Below are 18359 nucleotides of genomic sequence, written 5' to 3'. Positions count from 1 at the left end.
GCATGAACAGCGGCGAGATCAGCGGCGACGCCATGCAGGCAGACTCGGCGATCAGCGTGGTCCTGCCCAGCGTCCTCCAACCGCTCGCCGGCGGGCAGTCCATCCTGACTGCGCCCGCCGAGGCGGCGGTGACGGTGGAGTGGGTGCTGGATACGGTGACCGGGGACTATCCGGCGCTGTCGCGGCGGTTGCGGGACGAAACCGGAAGTGTTCGCCGTTACGTGAATATATACGTCAACGGGAATGAGATCCGGCGGCTGCAGGGTCTGGTGACTGCCGTGGCGCCGGGCCAGGAAGTCCTCATCATCCAGTCGGTGGCGGGAGGCTGACGCCTCAGGCGACCCGCCAGACGCTGCATTCGTCGGCGTTGATGGCCTTGCGCATGCCGGTGTGGCGGTCCATGATCCAGACGACGCCGATTCCGGGGGCCGTTTCCTGAACGCTGCCGCGGCGGATCACGACGTCATCGTAGTTCGGGCCCACCCGCAGGCGGGCCTCGATCTCATCGCCGCGGTGCAGCTGGTCGAGCGCGCGGACGCGGGTTACATGGGCTTTCGCTTCCTTCAACATGGCGGGGCCTCCTGGACTGGAGTCGGTGCCTGCTCTTGCCGGCACTTCCAGTCTCCTGCGCCAATGTTGCGTCCGCGTTTCGGGACGGTAAGGGGCCGGTTAGATTTCGGGGGCGCTGCTGATTCCGGTCCCCATCAGGGCTGCGGCCGCCCTCAGGGGAGCTGGCGTTCGCCCGGGCGCTCGACCCGGAACCACCGGTACCCGTAGCGGTCCAGCGGGACTTCGAAGGCGCCGTCGTCCAAGAGCGGGATGTCCTCGCCGCCGAGCAGGTCCCGGAGCACTGCCCCGGCGAAGGACCGCCCCGCCGCGCCCTTCCCGTCCGGATCCCCCGGGCCGCCTTCCCCGCCCTCCGGCGGGACCACCGAGGCCGTCACAGACGCCGGTTCGGCGCCAAAATTGTGGGCGACCACCACCGTAGAGCCGTCCCACGTGCAGCGGTGCAGCAACACCGCCGGTGAGGCCTGCTTGATGAGGGCAAACCTGCCCCAGCCGAGCTCGGGACATTCCCGGTACCGCTGGATCAGCGTCGCGATAAAGTTCCACAGCGAATCGGGATCCCGTTTCGCGGCCGCGGCGTTGATGCGCGCCGGCCCGAACGGTCCGTCCACGGGCTGGGCGACGAGGTCCCCCGGCGGGGCGGTCGAGAAGCCGCCATTTTCGGTGTGGTCCCACTGCATGGGGGAGCGGACGGCCGAGCGGCCCTTCGCGCGCAGGTCTTCGCCCATCCCGATCTCTTCGCCGTAGAAGAGCACCGGGGTGCCCGGCAGCGAGAACATCAGGGAGTACACCATGCGGATCCTGGCCGGGTCGCCGCCGAGCATGGTGGGCAGCCGCCGCCGCAGTCCGCGGCCGTACATCTGCATATCGGGATCCGGGCCGAAGGCCGCGAAGACCTCCTCGCGTTCGGCATCGCTGAGCTTGTCCAGGGTGAGTTCATCGTGGTTCCGGACGAACATGGCCCATTGGTTGTCGGGATTGATCTTCGGACGGCTGCCGAGCGTCCGGGCCAGCGGCCTGGCGTCCTGCCGGGCCAGTGACAGGTACATGTTCTGCATGGAGAGGAAATCAAACTGCATGTTCAGCTCGTTGCCGGCCGGCCCGCCGAAGTACTTCAGCTGCTCTTTGTATGGAAGGTTGACCTCGCCCAGCAACACGGCACTGCCATGGCGGCGGTTGAGGAAGCTGCGCAGGGCGCTCAGGTACTGGTGCGGGTCGATTTTCGCGGCTTCATCCTTGGGCTCGCCGACCAGCTCCAGGAAGAAGGGCACCGCGTCCAGCCGGAACCCGTCCAGGCCCAGCTGCAGCCAGAATCCCATCGACTTCGCAATCTCGTCCCGCACCTTGGCATTCATCACGTTCAGGTCCGGCTGGTGTTTGGCGAACATGTGCAGATACCACTCACCGGTGGCCTTGTCCTGGGTCCAGATGGACGTTTCCTCGCCGGGAAACACCACCTGGTCCGAGGTGTCCGGCGGCGTGTCCTTCCGCCAGACGTAGTAGTCGCGGTAGGGGTTGTCCACGGACTTGCGCGCCTGGACGAACCACGGGTGCCGGTCGGAGGTGTGGTTGATGACAAAGTCCGCGATCACCCGGATGCCGCGGTCGTTGGCGGTGCGGATGAATTCCACCAGGTCCCCCAGGCTTCCGAGCCGGGGATCCACGCCGTACATGTCGGTGACGTCGTAGCCGTCGTCGCGGTCCGGGGAAGGGTAGAAGGGCATGAGCCAGATGCACGTGATGCCGAGCGCGGCAAGATAGTCCACCCGCTGGATCAGTCCGCCGAAATCTCCGGTGCCGTCGCCGTCGCCGTCGAAGAACGTCTCCGGATCCAGGCAGTAAATCACCGCGTTCTTCCACCAGAGGTCCGAGGTCTCGGCGATTCTCACAGCGCACCGTCCGTTCCGAACGGAGCCGGTCCCGCCGCCGGGCGGAGCTGGGGGAGGACGTGCTCGGCGAAGGCATCGATAAACGGCGTCTGCTCCTGACCGACAAAGTGCAGGTACAGCGCATCGAACCCGAGGTCCAGATAGGACGCCAGCCATTGGGCGTGCCGCCCGGCATCGGCGGAGACGTTGACGGCCGCCCGCACCTGGTCCTCCTGGACACCGGCGCTGACACCGTCGAAATGGGCCGCAGAGGGCAGGTCCCAAGGAATCGGCGGAGCAAAGACGTTGGTGCGCCACTGGTCCTCGGCGATCGCGACGGCCTCTGCCTCTGTCGGCGCCCAGGACAGGTGGACCTGGAGGGCAGCCGGTCCGCGGCCACCGGCGTTCCGGTACGCCGCCAGCGTGTCCTTCAGCTTTCCCGGCGGCTGGTTGACGGTGACGAGTCCGTCGGCCCAGGCCGCTGCCCGGCGCGCTGTTTCCACGCTCACCGCCGGGGCAATGATCGGCGGTTTGATCTCCGGAACGTCCCAGATCCGGGCTTGCTCCACCGTGACGAGGCCGTGGTGCGTGACCACGTCGCCGGCGTGGAGCCGGCGGATGATGTCTACGCATTCCTCCAGCCGGCGCTGACGCGTTTCCTTCGGCGGCCAGGCCTGGCCGGTGATGTGCTCGTTCATATACTCGCCGCTGCCCGGGGCCATCCAGAAGCGGCCGGGAAACATGTCCGCCAGGGTGGCTGAGGCGTGCGCGATGATCGCCGGGTGGTACCGCTGCCCGGGCGCCGTCACCACCCCGAAGCGCAGACCGGTGGTAGCCAGCGCGGCCCCGAGCCAGGACCAGGCGAACCCGGAGTGGCCCTGCCGGGCGGACCACGGCTCAATATGGTCCGAACACATGGCGGCATCGAAGCCTGCCTGCTCGGCCAGTTGAACGTCCTGCAGGAGGCGGCGGGGGCTGATCTGTTCATGCGAGGCGTGGAACCCGATGGTAGCCATCACCCATGTTTACCGCCGGGGCCGGGCCGTGTCGAGGAGCCCCCAGTTGAGGAGCCCCTCGCGAGAAACCACGGCGTGGGGTGGCGGTGCCGGGTCCGCGGCGCAAGAATGGGCGCTATGCACCTGCCGTTGATGCCTCCCATTGCGCCCATGCTGGCCAAAGCACTCCCCGCGCTGCCGTCGCCGGACGCCGGAACGGGCTGGCTCTTTGAGCCGAAATGGGACGGTTTCCGCTCCATCATCTTCCGTGACGGCGACGAGGTGGAGATCGGCAGCCGGAACGGCAAGCCGATGACGCGCTATTTCCCCGAGCTTGTCGAGGCGCTGAAGTCGGAGCTGCCGGAACGCTGCGTGGTGGACGGCGAGATCATCCTGGTGGCGGCCTCCGGGGACCGGCTGGACTTCGACGCGCTCCAGCAGCGCATCCATCCGGCCGCCAGCCGGGTGAAGCTGCTCGCGGAACAGACCCCGGCGCGCTTCGTGGCGTTCGACCTGCTGGCCCTCGGCGACGAGGATCTTACGGGCAAACCCTTCTCCGAGCGCCGCCGGCAGCTGGAGCGCGCACTCGCAGCCAGCGCGGCGCCGGTCCACCTCACAGCCGCGACCTCCGACCGGGACACGGCGCAGCGCTGGTTCCGGCAGTTCGAGGGCGCCGGACTGGACGGGATTGTGGCCAAGACGCTGGAGGGCAGCTACCAGCCGGACAAGCGCGCGATGGTGAAGGTCAAGCACGAACGGACGGCGGACTGCGTGCTCGCCGGATACCGCGTGCACACCTCCGGTCCGGACCGGATCGGCTCGCTGCTCTTGGGGCTCTACGACGACGCCGGGGTGCTGGCGAACGTCGGCGTGGTGGGAGCCTTCCCGATGGCCCGGCGCGCGGAGCTGTTTGCCGAGCTGCAGGAGCTGGTCACCGGTTTTGACGACCACCCCTGGGCCTGGGCCCGGCAGGAGGAGGGGGCGCGAACTCCGCGGAAGGCCGAGGGAAGCCGGTGGAGCGGCGGCAAGGACCTGTCCTTCACCCCGCTGCGGCCCGAGCGCGTGGTGGAAGTGAAGTATGACCATATGGAGGGCGAAAGGTTCCGGCACACAGCCCAGTTCCTGCGCTGGCGTCCGGACCGTGATCCGCGCTCCTGCACCTATGACCAGCTGGAGGAACCGGTGAAGTTCGATCTCGCCGCGGTACTGGGCGCCGCCCGCTAACCGGATAGCCCGCTCACCTGCTCAACGCTTTAACGACGGCGCCCCGCCCCCAAAGGGACGGGCCGCCGTCGTGCGTGCGGAAAAGCTGTGCGGAAGTGCGGATGAAATCCGCTGCCGGTGCGGGGCTACTGCTGGCCGAGCTGTTTGGTGGGGACCCGGAACGTTTCCTTGGCCGTCAGCGCCGCGACCGTGGCGATGAGGCAGATGATTGCGGTGAAGATGGAGATCTGGACCCAGCCGCCGGGCTGGATGCCGCCCATGGCCGCCACGATCGCCGGGGCGAAGCCGGCCATCAGGAAGCCCAGCTGGGTGCCGATTGCGAGGCCGGAGAAGCGGACGTTGGTGCTGAACATCTCGGCGTAGAAGGAGGGCCAGACCGCGTTGGCCGCAGCGTAGCCGAAGGAGAAGAACGCGATTGCCGTAAGGAACATCAGCGCGACGTTGCCGGATTCGAGGCTCAGCAGGAAGACCGGCGTCAGGGATGCGCTGGACAGTGCGCCGTAGATGAAGACGGGCTTCCGGCCGATCTTGTCGGCGAGCATGCCGAAGAGCGGCTGGGTGCCCAGTGCCATGAAGTTGGCGCCGACGACGAGCCAGAGGGTGGTGGTGCCGTCCACGCCGGCGACGTTCTTGGCGTAGCTGATGGCCAGGGTGCCGAAGACGGTGGACACGGCGGCGATGAAGGCGCAGGCGATGACACGCAGGACATCGCGCCAGTGGCTCTTGAGGAGGTCAGCGACGGGGAGCTTGGAGATCTGCTTGGTCTTCTGGGCCTCCTCGAACGCCGGCGGTTCGTGCAGGGTGCGGCGGATGAAGAACGCGACCAGCACAACCACGGCGCTGAGCCAGAACGGGATGCGCCAGCCGATCGTGTACTTGATGTCGTCAGGCAGGGCCAGGACCGGGATGAAGACGAGGGCGGCAAGGATCTGGCCGCCCTGGGTGCCGGTCAGGGTCCAGGAGGTGAAGAAGGAGCGGCGGTTGTCCGGGGCGTGCTCGAGCGTCATGGACGAGGCGCCGGCCTGCTCGCCGGCAGCGGAAAAGCCCTGGCAGAGACGCGCCAGCACCAGCAGGACAGGGGCCCACCAGCCGACCGTCTTGAAGTCCGGCAGGCAGCCGATGGCAAAGGTGGAAGCGCCCATCAGCAACAGCGTGAACATGAGGACTTTCCGGCGCCCTATCCTGTCACCGAAGTGGCCGAGGACAACGGCGCCCACCGGGCGGGCAATGTAGGCAAAGCCGAAGGTGGCGAACGACATGATCGCCGCGTTGGTGTCCGCGTCGGGGAAGAAGACATGCGGGAAGATCAGCGCGGCTGCGGAACCGAAGATGAAGAAGTCGTAATACTCGACGGCGCTGCCCAGGAAGCTGGCAAGGGCCGCCTTCTTCGGCGTCCCTCCTGTGGTTATACCCGGCGTCGTGGACGGGACAGTGTGGCTCATGGTGTTCCTTTGGTGTGACGACGTTGTCGCGGATGGATCAGGAAGGTCTCGGCTGCCGCTTGCTTAAGTGTGGTGCAGCCGGAGGTCCGTGGAAAGACCCGGACTAGTAGCCACATGGTGGAAGCTACTTGTGCGATGTAGCAATCATGACTGTGAGCGCAGTCACTTGTCAACAAAAATAATCACCATCTAGAAATAGCTCTCACTATGTGGGAACATCGATGCATGAGTGTGAATCAAACCACAGAAGTTCCCGCCGCTTCCGGGTATCCGGCGGAAGTCCCTTCGAAGCCTGCAAAGGCCGCCAGGGAGGACTCGCGGACGGACATGGTGGGCAAGGCCTTGGGTCTGCTGGTCCTCCTGGGCGACGAGCCGCGGGGTGCCAGCGCGGCGGAGATCTCCCGCCGCGCGGATCTGCCATTCAGCACCACGTACCGCCTGCTCGGCTCCCTGACGCGGGACGGCTTCGTTGACTACGAGCCGGACGGCCGCCGCTACCACCTGGGGCTGAGGGTCTTCCAGCTTGGCCAGCGCGTCTCCAACCACCACGGCTTCGCGGGTACGGCGCTGCCCATCCTGCGGCGCGTGACCGAGGAAACGGGTGAGGCAACCATCCTCTCCGTGCGGGACGGCATCCACCACCTGACGGTGAACAAGGTGGACGGCCCGCAGACGTTCCGGGTCACGAGCGACCCCGGGCATCTCGGGGCACTTCATACCACCTCAGTGGGCAAGGCACTGGTGGCGTTCGCCGACGACGCCACCCGCGCCCAGCTTGTCGAGGAACTGCCCCTGGAGCCGCTGACGGCGCTCTCCATCACGGACCGCGAGGCTTTCCGGGCCGAAATCGAGCAGGTCCGGCGCCAGGGCTTCGCCACCATGGACGAGGAAAACGAACTCGGCATGCGCGCCGTCGCCGTCCCGGTTTTCAACGCCCAGGGGCACGCCTTCGCCTCGCTGGCCACGGCGGTCCCGGTCTTCCGCCTGAGCATGGAGGCCCTCGTGGCCCTCGTGCCGCTGCTGCAGGCGGCGGCCGCAGAGCTGTCGGCCCGGCTGCCCCAGCGGTGACGGCCGACCAGCCTACGGCCTAAACAAAGCCGCCGGCGTCATAATATGTTCGTCATTCGAACAAAAGTGCAACATGTGAACAAAGTCTGTAATGTAATCCCCATCACCCGGCCCGCCGCGGACGCCGCAAGCGTCGCAGCCCGCCGAGTGTCGTTGTCAAAGGAGCAAACTGGATGAGCAATCGAGCAGAGTCCTTCCTCGTGGGCCTCGTGGGAGACGGCGTCATGCCCTCCCTCACGCCCTACATGCATGAACGCGAGGGCGACGTGCAGGGCCTCCGGTACCTCTACCGCCCCATCGACCTCACCGAACTCGGCCTGCCCGGCCGGGCCGTGGGGGAGTTGCTCTCCGGCGCCCGGAGCCTCGGGTTCAACGGATTGAACATCACGCACCCCTGCAAGCAGCTCGTGCTCGAGTACCTGGATGAGGTCTCCCCCGACGCCCGGCGCCTGGGCGCCGTCAATACCGTGCTGATCCGCGACGGCCGCTTCATTGGCCACAACACCGACTTCTCCGGCTTCGCCGCGGCGCTGGGCTCCGGGCTTCCCGGCGCCACCCTGGATCGCGTGGTGCAGCTCGGAGCCGGCGGCGCCGGCTCCGCCGTCGCCTACGCCCTGCTCACCGCGGGGGTCCGCGAGCTGGACCTCGTGGACACCGACGCGGCCCGGTCCACCGCCCGGGCGGCCGAGCTCGCCGGGTTCTTCCCGGACCGGACCGTCACCGCCCGGACGACGGCGGAGCTCCCGCAGCTCATGCCGCAGGCCGACGGCCTGGTGCACTGCACCCCGGTGGGCATGGCCGCCCATCCGGGGGTTCCGCTGGACATGTCCCTCGTGGAGTCCCGGCACTGGGTGGCCGACATCGTGTACCGGCCGATCGAAACCGAGCTCGTCCGCGAGGCGCGCGCCAAGGGCTGCGAGGTGCTCGACGGCGGCCGGATGGCCGTGGGCCAGGCGGCGGACGCCTTCCGGATCTTCACCGGGCGCCAGGCCGACGCCGACCGCATGCGCTCCCACTTCCTGGAACTTGTGGCCGCGGAAGAGGTGCCCGCCTGATGCGCACCGGGATCGCCACCGTCTGCCTCGCCGGCACCTTGCGGGAAAAAATGCAGGCCTGCGCGGTGGCCGGCTTCGACGGGATCGAGATCTTCGAACAGGACCTCGTGACGTCCCCGCTGAGCCCGGAGGACGTCCGGAAGCTGGCCGCCGACCTCGGCCTGAACCTGGATCTCTACCAGCCGTTCCGGGATTTCGACAGCGTTCCCGAGGACCTGCTCGCCGCCAACCTGCGCCGCGCGGACGCAAAGTTCCGGCTCATGTCCCGCCTGGGCATGGACACCATGCTGCTCTGTTCCAACGTCGGCACCGCCACGATCGACGATGACGATCTCCGGGCGGCACAGCTTTCCCGGCTCGCGGACCTCGCGGGTGACCACGGCGTCAAGGTCGCCTATGAGGCCCTGGCCTGGGGCAAATACGTGAACGACTACGAGCACGCCCACCGGCTGGTTGGGATGGTGGACCACCCCAACCTGGGCACCTGCCTGGACTCTTTCCACATCCTCTCCCGGGACTGGGATACCGCGCCGATCGAGGCCTTCGACCCGGAGAAAATCTTCTTCGTCCAGGTCGCTGATGCCCCCAAGCTGTCCATGGACGTGCTGTCCTGGAGCCGGCACTACCGGGTGTTTCCAGGGGAGGGCCAGTTCGAACTCGCCAAGTTCATGGGCCACGTGGTCCGCGCGGGCTACACGGGACCGGTGTCGCTGGAAGTGTTCAACGACGTCTTCCGCCAGGCCGACGTCGAACGCACCGCCGTCGACGCCATGCGGTCGCTGATCTGGCTCGAAGAGCAGAGCGCCGCCTGGCTCGAGGCAAACCCGGCGAATGCAGCAGGCGGGATGACCAGCGGGGCGGCCGGCCCGGTGTCCGGTGCCCGGCGCCGCTACCCCATGGAGCTGGCCACTCTTCCCCGAGTGGCCGAGCCCGCCGGCTTCAACTTCGCCGAGGTCCGGGCCGGTGACACCGCCGGACTGGAAACCCTGCTGGGCCAGCTGGGGTTTGCGTTCAACGGGCGGCATCGCACGAAGGACGTGCAATTGTGGACCATGGGCCACGCGCGCGTGATCATCAACGAAGAACCGGCAGCCATCGGCACGGCGACCGCTGCCGCCGGTACCGGCCAGCCGGCTCCCGCCGCCCCTGCCATCTCCGCCCTGGGCTTCGACGTCGACTCTCCCGTTATCGCCGCCGCCCGCGCCCAGCAGCTCAAGGCCCCCGCCGTGCCGCGCAAGAGCCAGGCCAACGAGGAAGTCTTCCAGGGCTTCGCCGCGCCGGACTCCACCGAAATCTTCCTCTGCCAGGGCAGCCCGGACGGCACCGCCGCGTGGACCCGGGAATTCGGCGACGGCCTGGACGTCGCCGCGGCGGACCCGGCAGAGCACCCGGGCGCGGTAATCGACCACGTGAACCTCGCGCAGCCGTGGCAGCACTTCGACGAGGCCGTGCTCTTCTACACCAGCGCCCTCGCACTGGAACCGCAGCCGTTCGCCGAGGTGGCCAGCCCCACCGGGCTGGTCAGGTCCCAGGTGATGCTGACGCAGGACCGCGGCGTCCGCCTGGTGCTGAACCTGGCCCCGCTGATCCAGCAGGAAGGGACTGCCGGCACCGGCCACCGTCCCGGCTACCAGGAACACATCGCTTTCGCCGTGGAAGACCTCGTGGCCACGGCCCGGGCCGCACGGGACCGCGGACTGGACTTCCTGCAGATCCCCGCGAACTACTACGAGGACCTCGACGCCCGGTTCGCTCTGGACCCGGAATTCCTGGCCACGCTCCGTGAGCTCAACCTGCTCTATGACCGCGACGCCGACGGTGAATTCCTGCACTTCTACACCGCCACCGTGGGCAGCGTGTTCTTCGAGATGGTGGAGCGCCGCGGTGCCTACGACGGCTATGGCGCCCCGAACGCCCCGGTGCGGCACGCCGTCCAGTACGACCACCTGCACCAGCTGACCCGTACTTCCTGACCCCAGCCGAACAACAAACACATCAACGAAAGGAGGCTGCTGTGCCTGAAGAAATCAACCTCGACGTCTTCAACGCCGACCCGATCACCGAGGACGTGTCCGACGAAGCCACGGAGGCCGCACCAAAGACGTATGCGCCCGCTGGCCATGCCTTGGATACTGCCGCGGAGTCGCAGGCGGACCTCAGCGCCGAGATGAAGGCGATCGGCGAAGCGTACGCGCAGGCCCTCAAAGGCGGCGCCCCGGCCGAAACCCAGCCGCGGCTCGACTACGCGCCGTACCGCAGCAGCGTCCTGCGCCACCCCACCAAGGATCTGCACCACGCGGATCCGGAAACCATCGAACTGTACTCGCCGGCGTTCGGGCACATGGACGTGCACGCGCTGGAAGCGGACCTGACCATCGCGCACAACGGCGAGCCGCTCGGCGAACGCATCGTGGTCTCCGGCCGGGTGCTCGACGGCGACGGACGCCCCGTCGCCGGCCAGCTCGTCGAAATCTGGCAGGCGAACTCCGCCGGCCGCTACATCCACAAGCGTGACCAGCACCCGGCACCGCTGGACCCCAACTTCACCGGCGTCGGCCGCTGCATCACGGGCGCGGACGGCTCCTACAGCTTCACCACCATCAAGCCCGGCGCCTACCCGTGGAAGAACCACCTCAATGCCTGGCGCCCGGCCCATATCCACTTCTCCCTGTTCGGGCAGGAGTTCACCCAGCGGATCGTCACCCAGATGTACTTCCCCGGTGACCAGCTGTTCCCGCTGGACCCGATCTACCAGTCGATCGTGGACCAGGATGCCCGCGACCGGCTCGTGGCCACCTACAACCACGAACAGACCAAGCCTGAATGGGCTCTGGCGTACAACTGGGACATCGTCCTGACCGGGTCCAAGCGGACCTGGACCGAAAACGAGGCATTGGGCGCAGGAGGCGATGAGAATGAATAGCAACGCCGTGGGTAAACTCACCCCGACACCGGGCCAGACCGTGGGGCCGTTCTATGGCTACGCCCTGCCCTTCGCCAAGGACCGCGAGCTCCTGGCTCCCGGATCCCCGGGTTCCATCCGGCTCCAGGGCACCGTCTATGACGGCGCCGGGCACCCGATCCCGGACGCGATCCTGGAGATCTGGCAGGCCGACGCGGACGGCAAGGTCCCGCACCGCACGGGCTCCCTGGTCCGGGACGGCTACACCTTCACCGGCTTCGGCCGCAGCGCTGTCGGCAACACCGGCGTCTTTACCTTCACCACGGTGAACCCCGGCCCCACCGAGGAGGGCGCAGCGCCGTTCATCGCCGTCGCCGTCTTTGCCCGGGGCCTGATGAACCGCCTGTTCACCCGCGTCTACCTGCCGGAGGACGAGGAGGCCCTGGCCAAGGATCCGCTGCTCAGCTCGCTTGCCCCGGACCGGCGCCGGACCCTGATCGCACGCCGGGATCCAGACGGCGGACTGAGCTGGGACATCCGCCTCCAGGGCGACGGCGAGACCGTGTTCCTGGATTTCAGCAGCGCCGAGGGTGCCTCCAAGTGACCTTCTTCGAAACCGACGGCGACGCCGGCCTGCTGAGTCCCGTGTCGGCGTCGCCGTTTGTGGCGGCGCTGACCGGGGACCGTGCGGTGCTCGCCGCCATCCTCAAGGTCGAGGCCGCCTGGGCGGCGGTCCTGGACCAGGCCGGCCTGGCCCCGGCCGGGTCCGCCGCGGTGGTGGCCGCCGCCGCGGACGTGCGGCGGTACGACGTCGCGGACCTCGCCGTCCGGGCCCAAGGCGGCGGCAACCCCGTCATCCCGCTGCTCGCCGACCTCCGGGAGCAGGTCAGGACCCTGGACACCGCCGGACTCGGCGCCGTCCGCGCCGTTCACACGTCGCTGACCAGCCAGGACGTGCTCGACTCGGCCCTGATGGTGCTGGCCGCCGGAGCCATCCGCGAACTGCTCGCGGAGCTCCGGTCGGCAACGGCCGCCCTCGCCGGCCTCGCCGAAACCCACGGGCACGCGCTTTGCGTCGCCCGCAGCCTGACCCAGCACTCGCTTCCCTACACCTTCGGGCTGCGGGCCGCGCAATGGTTCAGCGGGCTGGCCGCCGCGGCCAGCCGGCTTGAGGCCCTCGAACTGCCGGTACAGACCGGCGGCGCCGCCGGGACCCTAGCTTCCGGCACTGTACTTATTGACCGCACTGTACTTATTGACGGCGCTGTACTCACTGGCGGCACTGGGCCGGCCGCAGGGGCACTGTCCCCGTTTGACCTCGCCGACCGGCTGGCCGCCCGCCTGGGTCTCGCTCCCGTTCCGGCCCCCTGGCACACCAACCGGCTGGCCGTAACCTCGCTCGGCGACGCGCTGGCGGCGGTGACCGACGCGGCCGGAAAGATGGCCGCGGACGTCCTGTTCCTGAGCCGGCCCGAAGTTGCCGAGATTGCGGAACCGCGCGTCGCCGGGCGCGGCGTGTCCTCGGCCATGCCGCAGAAGCAGAACCCCGTGCTCTCCGTGCTGATCCGCAGCGCCGCCCTGCAGGCCCCGGCACTGGCCGCACAGCTGCATCTCGCGGCCGCCAATTTCAACGACGAACGCCCCGACGGCGCCTGGCACAGCGAGTGGGCGGCCCTGCGCCAGCTGCTGCGCCTGGCCCTCGGCGCCGTGGTGCAGCTGCGCGAACTGGCCGAAGGGATGGCGGTCTTCCCCGGAGCGATGCGCCGCAACCTTGAGCTCGGCGGCCCGCTGCTGCTCTCCGAAGCCGTCAGCGCCGCCGTCGCACCGCTTTTGGACGGGGCCGTTGTGGACGGGCGCGGCGCCGGCCCGGGAGCAGCCCGGACCGGGAAACAGCGGCTGCAGGCCGTCGTGGACGAAACGCTCCTGGCCCCGGCTGCGGAGCAGGCGGACACCTACCGGGCACTGCTCCGCGCCGCTGTCCCGGAGGAGCTGCTCAGCGACGCCCGGCTTGAGGAACTTTTGAACCCGGCCAACTACCTCGGCCAGGCCGTTGAGATCTCCCGCCGCATCCTCGCGGCGTATCCGGAATACACCGGCCACGCCGGCGCCCTCGCCCACCACATCCAGAACGGAGCTTCCCGTGGCTAGACCCACCGTCAAAGCAGTCCTGCTGTCGCCCCAGCGCGAGCTCGGCGATAAGCCCCTCCTCATCGTCGGGCCCTCGCTGGGAACATCCTCCCTGCTGTGGAGCCAGGCCGGCACGCTGCTGGGCGCCGACGTCGACGTCATCGCCTGGGATCTGCCCGGGCACGGCGTCTCGCCCGCGGCGGAGGAGACCTTCACGGTCGCCGACCTCGCGGATGCCGTGATCGGCCTGGTCGATTCGATCGCCCCGGGCGCGCGCTTCCACTACGCCGGGGTATCCCTCGGCGGCGCCACCGGGCTACAGCTTGGCATCAAGCACGGCGACCGGCTCAAGAGCCTCTCCGTGCAGTGCTCCGGCGCGAAGCTCGGCACTGCCGAGGGCTGGCTGGAACGCGCCGAAACCGTGCGCACGCAGGGCACCCCGGTGATGATCCAGGGTTCCGCGCAGCGCTGGTTCGCGCCGGGCTTCATGGAGAGCCAGCCGGAGCTCAGCGGCCGGCTCCTGCACAGCCTCCGGGACGCCGACCGCTTCAGCTACGCCTTCTGCTGCGAGGCCCTGGCCGGCTTCGACGTGCGCGACCAGCTCGGCACCATCCGCGTCCCCACCCAGGTTGTGGCGGGCGCCCTGGACGACGTCGCCCCGCCGTCGATGGCCGGGGAAGTCGCCGCGGGCATCACCTCCGGCGGCGGCACTGCTACGGCCGTCAGTCTGGAGGGCGTGGCACACCTGGCGCCGTTCGAGGCACCGGGCCACGTCGCCGAACTGCTCAAGGGCCTCATCACCTGGACCGAGACCCAGGGAGCGGGCGCATGACCCACTCCGAAACCAGCAGTGCCGAATTCCACGGGCCCGAACGCAACGGTGTGGTCCAGCCCGGCGCGACCAGCCAGGAGATCTACGACGGCGGCATGAAAGTCCGCCGCGAGGTCCTCGGCGCCGCGCATGTGGACCGCGCCAACGCCAACAAGGATTCCTTCACCGAGGACTTCCAGGACATGATCACCAGGATCGCCTGGGGCGGCATATGGACCCGGCCCGGGATCAGCCGCCAGATGCGCTCAGCCGTCACCCTGACCGCCATGGTGGCCCACGGGCACTGGGAAGAACTGGCCATGCACATCCGCGCCGCCATCACCAACGGCCTGAGCCGGGACGAGATCAAGGAAATCCTGCTCCAGACCGCCATCTACTGCGGGGTCCCCTCCGCCAACACCGCGTTCAAGACCGCCCAGCAGGTCTTCCATTCCATGGACGACGCAGCCATGGACGAAGCAGAAACGGACAAGAACCCATGAATCAGGCATTTATCTATGACGCTGTGAGGACGCCGTTCGGGAAGTTCGGTGCCGGCCTCGCCGGGATCCGCCCGGATGACCTTGCCGCGCACGTGATCCGCGAATCCGTGAAGCGCGCCCCGGCCCTCGACGTGGAGCGGATCGATGAGGTGGTGTTCGGCAACGCGAACGGCGCCGGCGAGGAGAACCGCAACGTCGCCCGGATGGGCACCCTGCTGGCCGGGCTGCCCGTCTCCATCCCGGGCACCACGGTCAACCGGCTCTGCGGCTCCTCCCTGGACGCGGCGATCATCGCCTCCCGCCAGATCAACACCGGCGACGCCGAGCTGATGCTGATCGGGGGCGCCGAATCGATGTCCCGGGCCCCGTGGGTGCTGCCCAAGACCGAGAAGCCCTACCCGGCCGGGGACCTGACCCTGGCCTCCACCACGCTGGGCTGGCGGCTGGTGAACCGGGCCATGCCGCAGGACTGGACCATCTCCCTGGGCGAGGCCACCGAACGGCTSSSGGAGAAGTACGGCGTGACCCGGCAGGCGCAGGACGAGTTCTCCGCCGCCTCCCACAACCTCGCCGCCGCGGCCTGGGACGAGGGSTTCTACGACAACCTCGTCGTCCCGGTCCCGGGCACGGACCTGGTCCGCGACGAGGGCATCCGTCCCGGGTCCTCGGCGGAGAAGCTCGCCGGGCTCAAGACCGTGTTCCGSACCGGGAACGGCACCGTCACCGCCGGGAACGCGTCCCCGCTCTCCGACGGCGCGTCCGCGGCGTGGCTGGGCAGTGAAAAGGCCGCCGGGATCCTGGGCCTGGAGCCTTTGGCCCGGATMGCCGGGCGCGGCGCGCACGCCAACGACCCGCAGTACTTCGGCTACGCCCCGGTCGAGGCCGCGAACAAGGCCCTCGCCAAGGCCGGCATCGGCTGGGACCAGGTCGGCGCCGTCGAACTGAACGAGGCGTTCGCCGCGCAGTCCCTGGCCTGCATCAACGCCTGGGGCATCGACCCCTCCATCGTGAACCGGCACGGCGGCGCGATCGCCATGGGCCACCCGCTCGGCGCCTCCGGCGGGCGGATCCTGGGCACCCTGGCCCGGTCCCTGCAGGCCTCCGGGCAGCGCTGGGGCGTCGCCGCGATCTGCATCGGCGTCGGCCAGGGCCTCGCCGTCGTGCTCGAAAACGTAACTTCCCGCGATGCGGCATAGAGGACAGGGCTAAGAGAGATGCTGAATTTCATCGACACCGTCGGCGAGGCCGTCGCCGGCATCAAGGACGGCTCCACCGTGATGATCGGCGGCTTCGGCAACGCCGGGCAGCCGTTCGAGCTCATCGACGCGCTGCTGGAGTGCGGCGCCACCGGCCTGACCGTGGTGAACAACAACGCCGGCCAGGGCGACCAGGGCCTGGCCCTGCTGATCAAGGAAGGCCGGGTGAAGAAGATGATCTGCTCCTTCCCGCGGCAGTCCGATTCCTGGCATTTCGACGCCAGGTACCGCGCCGGCGAGGTTGAGCTCGAACTGGTCCCGCAGGGAAACCTCGCCGAGCGGATCCGTGCCGCCGGCGCCGGGATCGGCGGTTTCTTCACGCCCACCGGCTACGGCACCATGCTCGCCGAAGGCAAGGAAACCCGCTTCCTGGACGGCAAGTGGCAGGTGTTCGAGACCCCCATCCACGCCGACGTCGCCCTGATCAAGGCCCTCACAGCGGACGGCCGGGGCAATCTGGTCTACCGTAAAACCGCGCGGAACTTCGGCCCCATCATGGCCGCCGCCGCGAAACACACCATCGCCCAGGTGTCCGGGATCGTCCCGACCGGCGGCCTGGACCCGGAAAACATCGTGACCCCCGGCATCTACGTCAACAGCATTGTGAAGGTGGCCTGAGATGAGCATCCCAACCAATGACCAGAGTCTGCGGACCGGCAACCAGGCTGATCTCCAGACGTCCGGCAAGCCGCTGGGCCGGGACGATCTCGCCCGCCTCGTGGCCCGCGACATCGTCCCCGGATCGTTCGTGAACCTCGGCATCGGCCAGCCCACCCTGGTCTCGAACTACCTCGAGCCGGAGCAGAACATCACGCTCCACACCGAGAACGGCATGCTCGGCATGGGCCCGGAGGCCACCGGGGACCAGATCGACGGCGACCTCATCAACGCAGGGAAGATCCCCGTGACCGAACTGCCGGGGGCGTCCTACTTCCACCACGCTGACTCCTTCGCGATCATGCGCGGCGGACACCTGGACATCTGCGTCCTGGGCGCCTTCCAGGTTTCCGCCACCGGCGACCTCGCCAACTGGCACACCGGGGCCCCGGACGCGATCCCCGCCGTCGGCGGCGCCATGGACCTCGCCACCGGCGCCAAGGACGTCTTCGTCATGATGACGCTCCTGACCCGCGACGGCGTGTCCAAACTCGTGGAGACCTGCACGTACCCGCTCACCGGGATCGGCTGCGTGACCCGCGTCTACACCGACAAGGCCGTCTTCCTGACCGGACCCGACGGCGTCCAGGTGCGGGAGACCTTCGGCTGCACGCTCGAGGAACTCCAGGCCATGGTCCCGATGCCGCTCCGGGCGGCGGACCCAAGCTGACAGGCCTGCGGCCGGACAAGCTGTGGGCACCGCTAAAGTGATGCGGGACCGAGAGGCGGAAAATGACTGAGCCAGCCAAGAGCGGCGGCGCGCCCGCGGCCAGCGACCAGTACGTGCAGTCGCTGGCGCGCGGGCTCGCAGTGATCCGTGCCTTCGACACGGAACACCCTAAGATGACGCTGACCGAGGTGGCGGCCCGGACCGAGCTGACCCGGGCCACCGCCCGGCGGTTCCTGCACACGCTCGCGGAGCTGGGCTATGTCCGCACGGACGGTAAGATCTTCGCCCTGACTGCCAAAGTGCTGCAGCTCGGCTACGCCTACCTGTCCGGGCTCTCCCTGCCGCAGCTCGCCCAGCCGCACCTCGAAGAGCTCTCCCTCGAACTGGGGGAGTCGACGTCGGCCGCGGTGCTCGAAGGCACCGACATCGCCTACATCGCCCGGGTGTCCACCCGGCGGATCATGACGGTCGGCATCACGGTGGGCACCCGCTTCCCCGCCTACGCCACCTCGATGGGCAGGGTGCTGCTCGCGGCCCTCCCGCCGCCGAAGCTGGAAGAATACCTCGCGGCCGCCGAGATCCGGCCCCTGACTCCCGGAGCCATCGGAACGCGGGCCGCCCTCCTGGCGGAGCTGGATACTGTTCGCGCCCAGGGCTGGTGCCTGCTGAACCAGGAGCTGGAGCTGGGCCTGATGTCCATTGCGGCGCCCGTCCACGACGGACCGAAAGTGGTGGCGGCCATCAACGTCTCGCTGCAGGCCCAGACGGTGTCTGCGCAGCCCGATCCGGACGCCTACCTCAAGGCCGTACGTGAGGCGGCGCTGGCCACCGCGGAAATCATCTCCGAGGACCTGACCTCGGGCCGGTGAACCGCGTTTCAGTCGGTACGTCTGGAAAGAAGTACGTCTGGGAAGGTGTACGTCCCGGGAAGAGAACCGTCAGGCAGCGGGATCCGGGATGGGCTCTGTTGAAACCGTGATCGTCACGCCACCGGGTTCGTCACCGATTTTCAAGTGCAGGTCCCTGCCCACCAACAGGGCATGGATGTCTTCGCTGCCTCCGGGCGCGATCTGCTCGGCCAGCCGTGTGAGCGCCAGTGCCATCGCCCGGCCCCAGTCGTGCGGATCGACGCTGGATGATTCTGCCGTCGCTGAGTAATTCTCTGTTTCAGTCATCTGCCCCCGCTTTCGGCGTCCGGAGCGCAGCGTCCGGCA

19 protein-coding genes are annotated in these 18359 nt (G+C 68.5%); 14 read left to right on the top strand and 5 right to left on the bottom strand.

What is annotated here, in order from left to right:
* The first annotated feature begins 2 nt into the window (after window positions 1-2).
* The gene (locus tag AC1DRO_RS16545) at window positions 3-329 is read left to right on the top strand and encodes a MoaD/ThiS family protein (RefSeq protein ID WP_476951662.1); all 327 of its coding nucleotides are present in this window, start codon (window positions 3-5) and stop codon (window positions 327-329) included.
* Between the two features lie 4 nt (window positions 330-333).
* Here AC1DRO_RS16545 and AC1DRO_RS16540 read toward each other — a convergent pair whose 3' ends face one another.
* From AC1DRO_RS16540 to AC1DRO_RS16530, 3 genes are all read right to left on the bottom strand, one after another.
* Entirely contained in the window at window positions 334-570 is a 237-nt protein-coding gene (locus AC1DRO_RS16540; protein ID WP_018775353.1) for a hypothetical protein, read from the bottom strand.
* A 152-nt stretch (window positions 571-722) separates the two neighbouring features.
* Window positions 723-2456, bottom strand: coding sequence for an alpha-amylase family protein (locus AC1DRO_RS16535; protein WP_476951661.1), 1734 nt, complete (start codon window positions 2454-2456; stop codon window positions 723-725).
* Complete coding sequence (locus AC1DRO_RS16530) at window positions 2453-3451, bottom strand: TIGR03885 family FMN-dependent LLM class oxidoreductase (protein WP_476951660.1); 999 nt, start codon at window positions 3449-3451, stop codon at window positions 2453-2455. Before AC1DRO_RS16530 ends, AC1DRO_RS16535 begins: the two co-directional genes overlap by 4 nt.
* A gap of 117 nt (window positions 3452-3568) precedes the next feature.
* Here AC1DRO_RS16530 and AC1DRO_RS16525 point away from each other — a divergent pair, with 117 nt between their 5' ends.
* The gene (locus tag AC1DRO_RS16525) at window positions 3569-4654 is read left to right on the top strand and encodes an ATP-dependent DNA ligase (RefSeq protein ID WP_223914914.1); all 1086 of its coding nucleotides are present in this window, start codon (window positions 3569-3571) and stop codon (window positions 4652-4654) included.
* 125 nt (window positions 4655-4779) lie between these two features.
* Here AC1DRO_RS16525 and AC1DRO_RS16520 read toward each other — a convergent pair whose 3' ends face one another.
* Window positions 4780-6096, bottom strand: coding sequence for an MFS transporter (locus AC1DRO_RS16520; RefSeq protein ID WP_476951659.1), 1317 nt, complete (start codon window positions 6094-6096; stop codon window positions 4780-4782).
* Window positions 6097-6321: 225 nt separating this feature from the next.
* Here AC1DRO_RS16520 and AC1DRO_RS16515 point away from each other — a divergent pair, with 225 nt between their 5' ends.
* The 12 genes from AC1DRO_RS16515 to AC1DRO_RS16460 all read left to right on the top strand — a co-directional run bounded on the left by AC1DRO_RS16515 (window position 6322) and on the right by AC1DRO_RS16460 (window position 18014).
* Entirely contained in the window at window positions 6322-7164 is an 843-nt protein-coding gene (locus tag AC1DRO_RS16515) for an IclR family transcriptional regulator (RefSeq protein ID WP_476951658.1), read from the top strand.
* A 173-nt stretch (window positions 7165-7337) separates the two neighbouring features.
* Window positions 7338-8219 carry a shikimate dehydrogenase gene (locus AC1DRO_RS16510; protein ID WP_476951657.1) on the top strand — a complete coding sequence of 294 codons (882 nt, stop codon included), beginning with the start codon at window positions 7338-7340 and terminating at the stop codon, window positions 8217-8219.
* Window positions 8219-10192: a bifunctional sugar phosphate isomerase/epimerase/4-hydroxyphenylpyruvate dioxygenase family protein gene (locus AC1DRO_RS16505; RefSeq protein ID WP_476951656.1), complete on the top strand. Its 1974-nt coding sequence runs from the start codon at window positions 8219-8221 to the stop codon at window positions 10190-10192. The genes AC1DRO_RS16510 and AC1DRO_RS16505 overlap by 1 nt, the downstream gene beginning before the upstream one ends.
* A 41-nt stretch (window positions 10193-10233) precedes the next feature.
* Entirely contained in the window at window positions 10234-11142 is a 909-nt protein-coding gene (pcaH, locus tag AC1DRO_RS16500) for a protocatechuate 3,4-dioxygenase subunit beta (RefSeq protein ID WP_476951655.1), read from the top strand.
* Window positions 11135-11725 (top strand): protocatechuate 3,4-dioxygenase subunit alpha, encoded by a 591-nt coding sequence (gene pcaG, locus AC1DRO_RS16495; RefSeq protein WP_476951654.1) that lies wholly within the window; start codon window positions 11135-11137, stop codon window positions 11723-11725. The genes pcaH and pcaG overlap by 8 nt, the downstream gene beginning before the upstream one ends.
* Window positions 11722-13269, top strand: coding sequence for a lyase family protein (locus AC1DRO_RS16490; RefSeq protein WP_476951653.1), 1548 nt, complete (start codon window positions 11722-11724; stop codon window positions 13267-13269). Before pcaG ends, AC1DRO_RS16490 begins: the two co-directional genes overlap by 4 nt.
* The gene (locus AC1DRO_RS16485) at window positions 13262-14080 is read left to right on the top strand and encodes an alpha/beta fold hydrolase (protein WP_476951652.1); all 819 of its coding nucleotides are present in this window, start codon (window positions 13262-13264) and stop codon (window positions 14078-14080) included. Before AC1DRO_RS16490 ends, AC1DRO_RS16485 begins: the two co-directional genes overlap by 8 nt.
* Window positions 14077-14562 (top strand): 4-carboxymuconolactone decarboxylase, encoded by a 486-nt coding sequence (pcaC, locus tag AC1DRO_RS16480; RefSeq protein ID WP_476951651.1) that lies wholly within the window; start codon window positions 14077-14079, stop codon window positions 14560-14562. Before AC1DRO_RS16485 ends, pcaC begins: the two co-directional genes overlap by 4 nt.
* A complete protein-coding gene (locus AC1DRO_RS16475; protein ID WP_476951650.1) occupies window positions 14559-15758 on the top strand; it encodes a thiolase family protein in 1200 nt (399 codons plus the stop codon). The genes pcaC and AC1DRO_RS16475 overlap by 4 nt, the downstream gene beginning before the upstream one ends.
* Window positions 15759-15776: 18 nt before the next feature.
* Window positions 15777-16436: a 3-oxoacid CoA-transferase subunit A gene (locus tag AC1DRO_RS16470; protein WP_476851417.1), complete on the top strand. Its 660-nt coding sequence runs from the start codon at window positions 15777-15779 to the stop codon at window positions 16434-16436.
* Window position 16437: 1 nt separating this feature from the next.
* Window positions 16438-17145 (top strand): 3-oxoacid CoA-transferase subunit B, encoded by a 708-nt coding sequence (locus AC1DRO_RS16465; RefSeq protein WP_230007404.1) that lies wholly within the window; start codon window positions 16438-16440, stop codon window positions 17143-17145.
* Window positions 17146-17207: 62 nt separating this feature from the next.
* On the top strand, window positions 17208-18014 hold the full coding sequence (locus AC1DRO_RS16460) for an IclR family transcriptional regulator domain-containing protein (RefSeq protein WP_476951649.1): 807 nt from the start codon (window positions 17208-17210) through the stop codon (window positions 18012-18014).
* 69 nt (window positions 18015-18083) lie between these two features.
* Here AC1DRO_RS16460 and AC1DRO_RS16455 read toward each other — a convergent pair whose 3' ends face one another.
* Window positions 18084-18320, bottom strand: coding sequence for a hypothetical protein (locus tag AC1DRO_RS16455; RefSeq protein ID WP_476851420.1), 237 nt, complete (start codon window positions 18318-18320; stop codon window positions 18084-18086).
* Between the last annotated feature and the right edge of the window lie 39 nt (window positions 18321-18359).

The organism is Arthrobacter sp. P4_F11 (genome assembly GCF_056401395.1).
The sequence above is the reverse complement of the archived record's forward strand: the minus strand, read 5'-3'. Positions and strand labels throughout refer to the sequence as shown.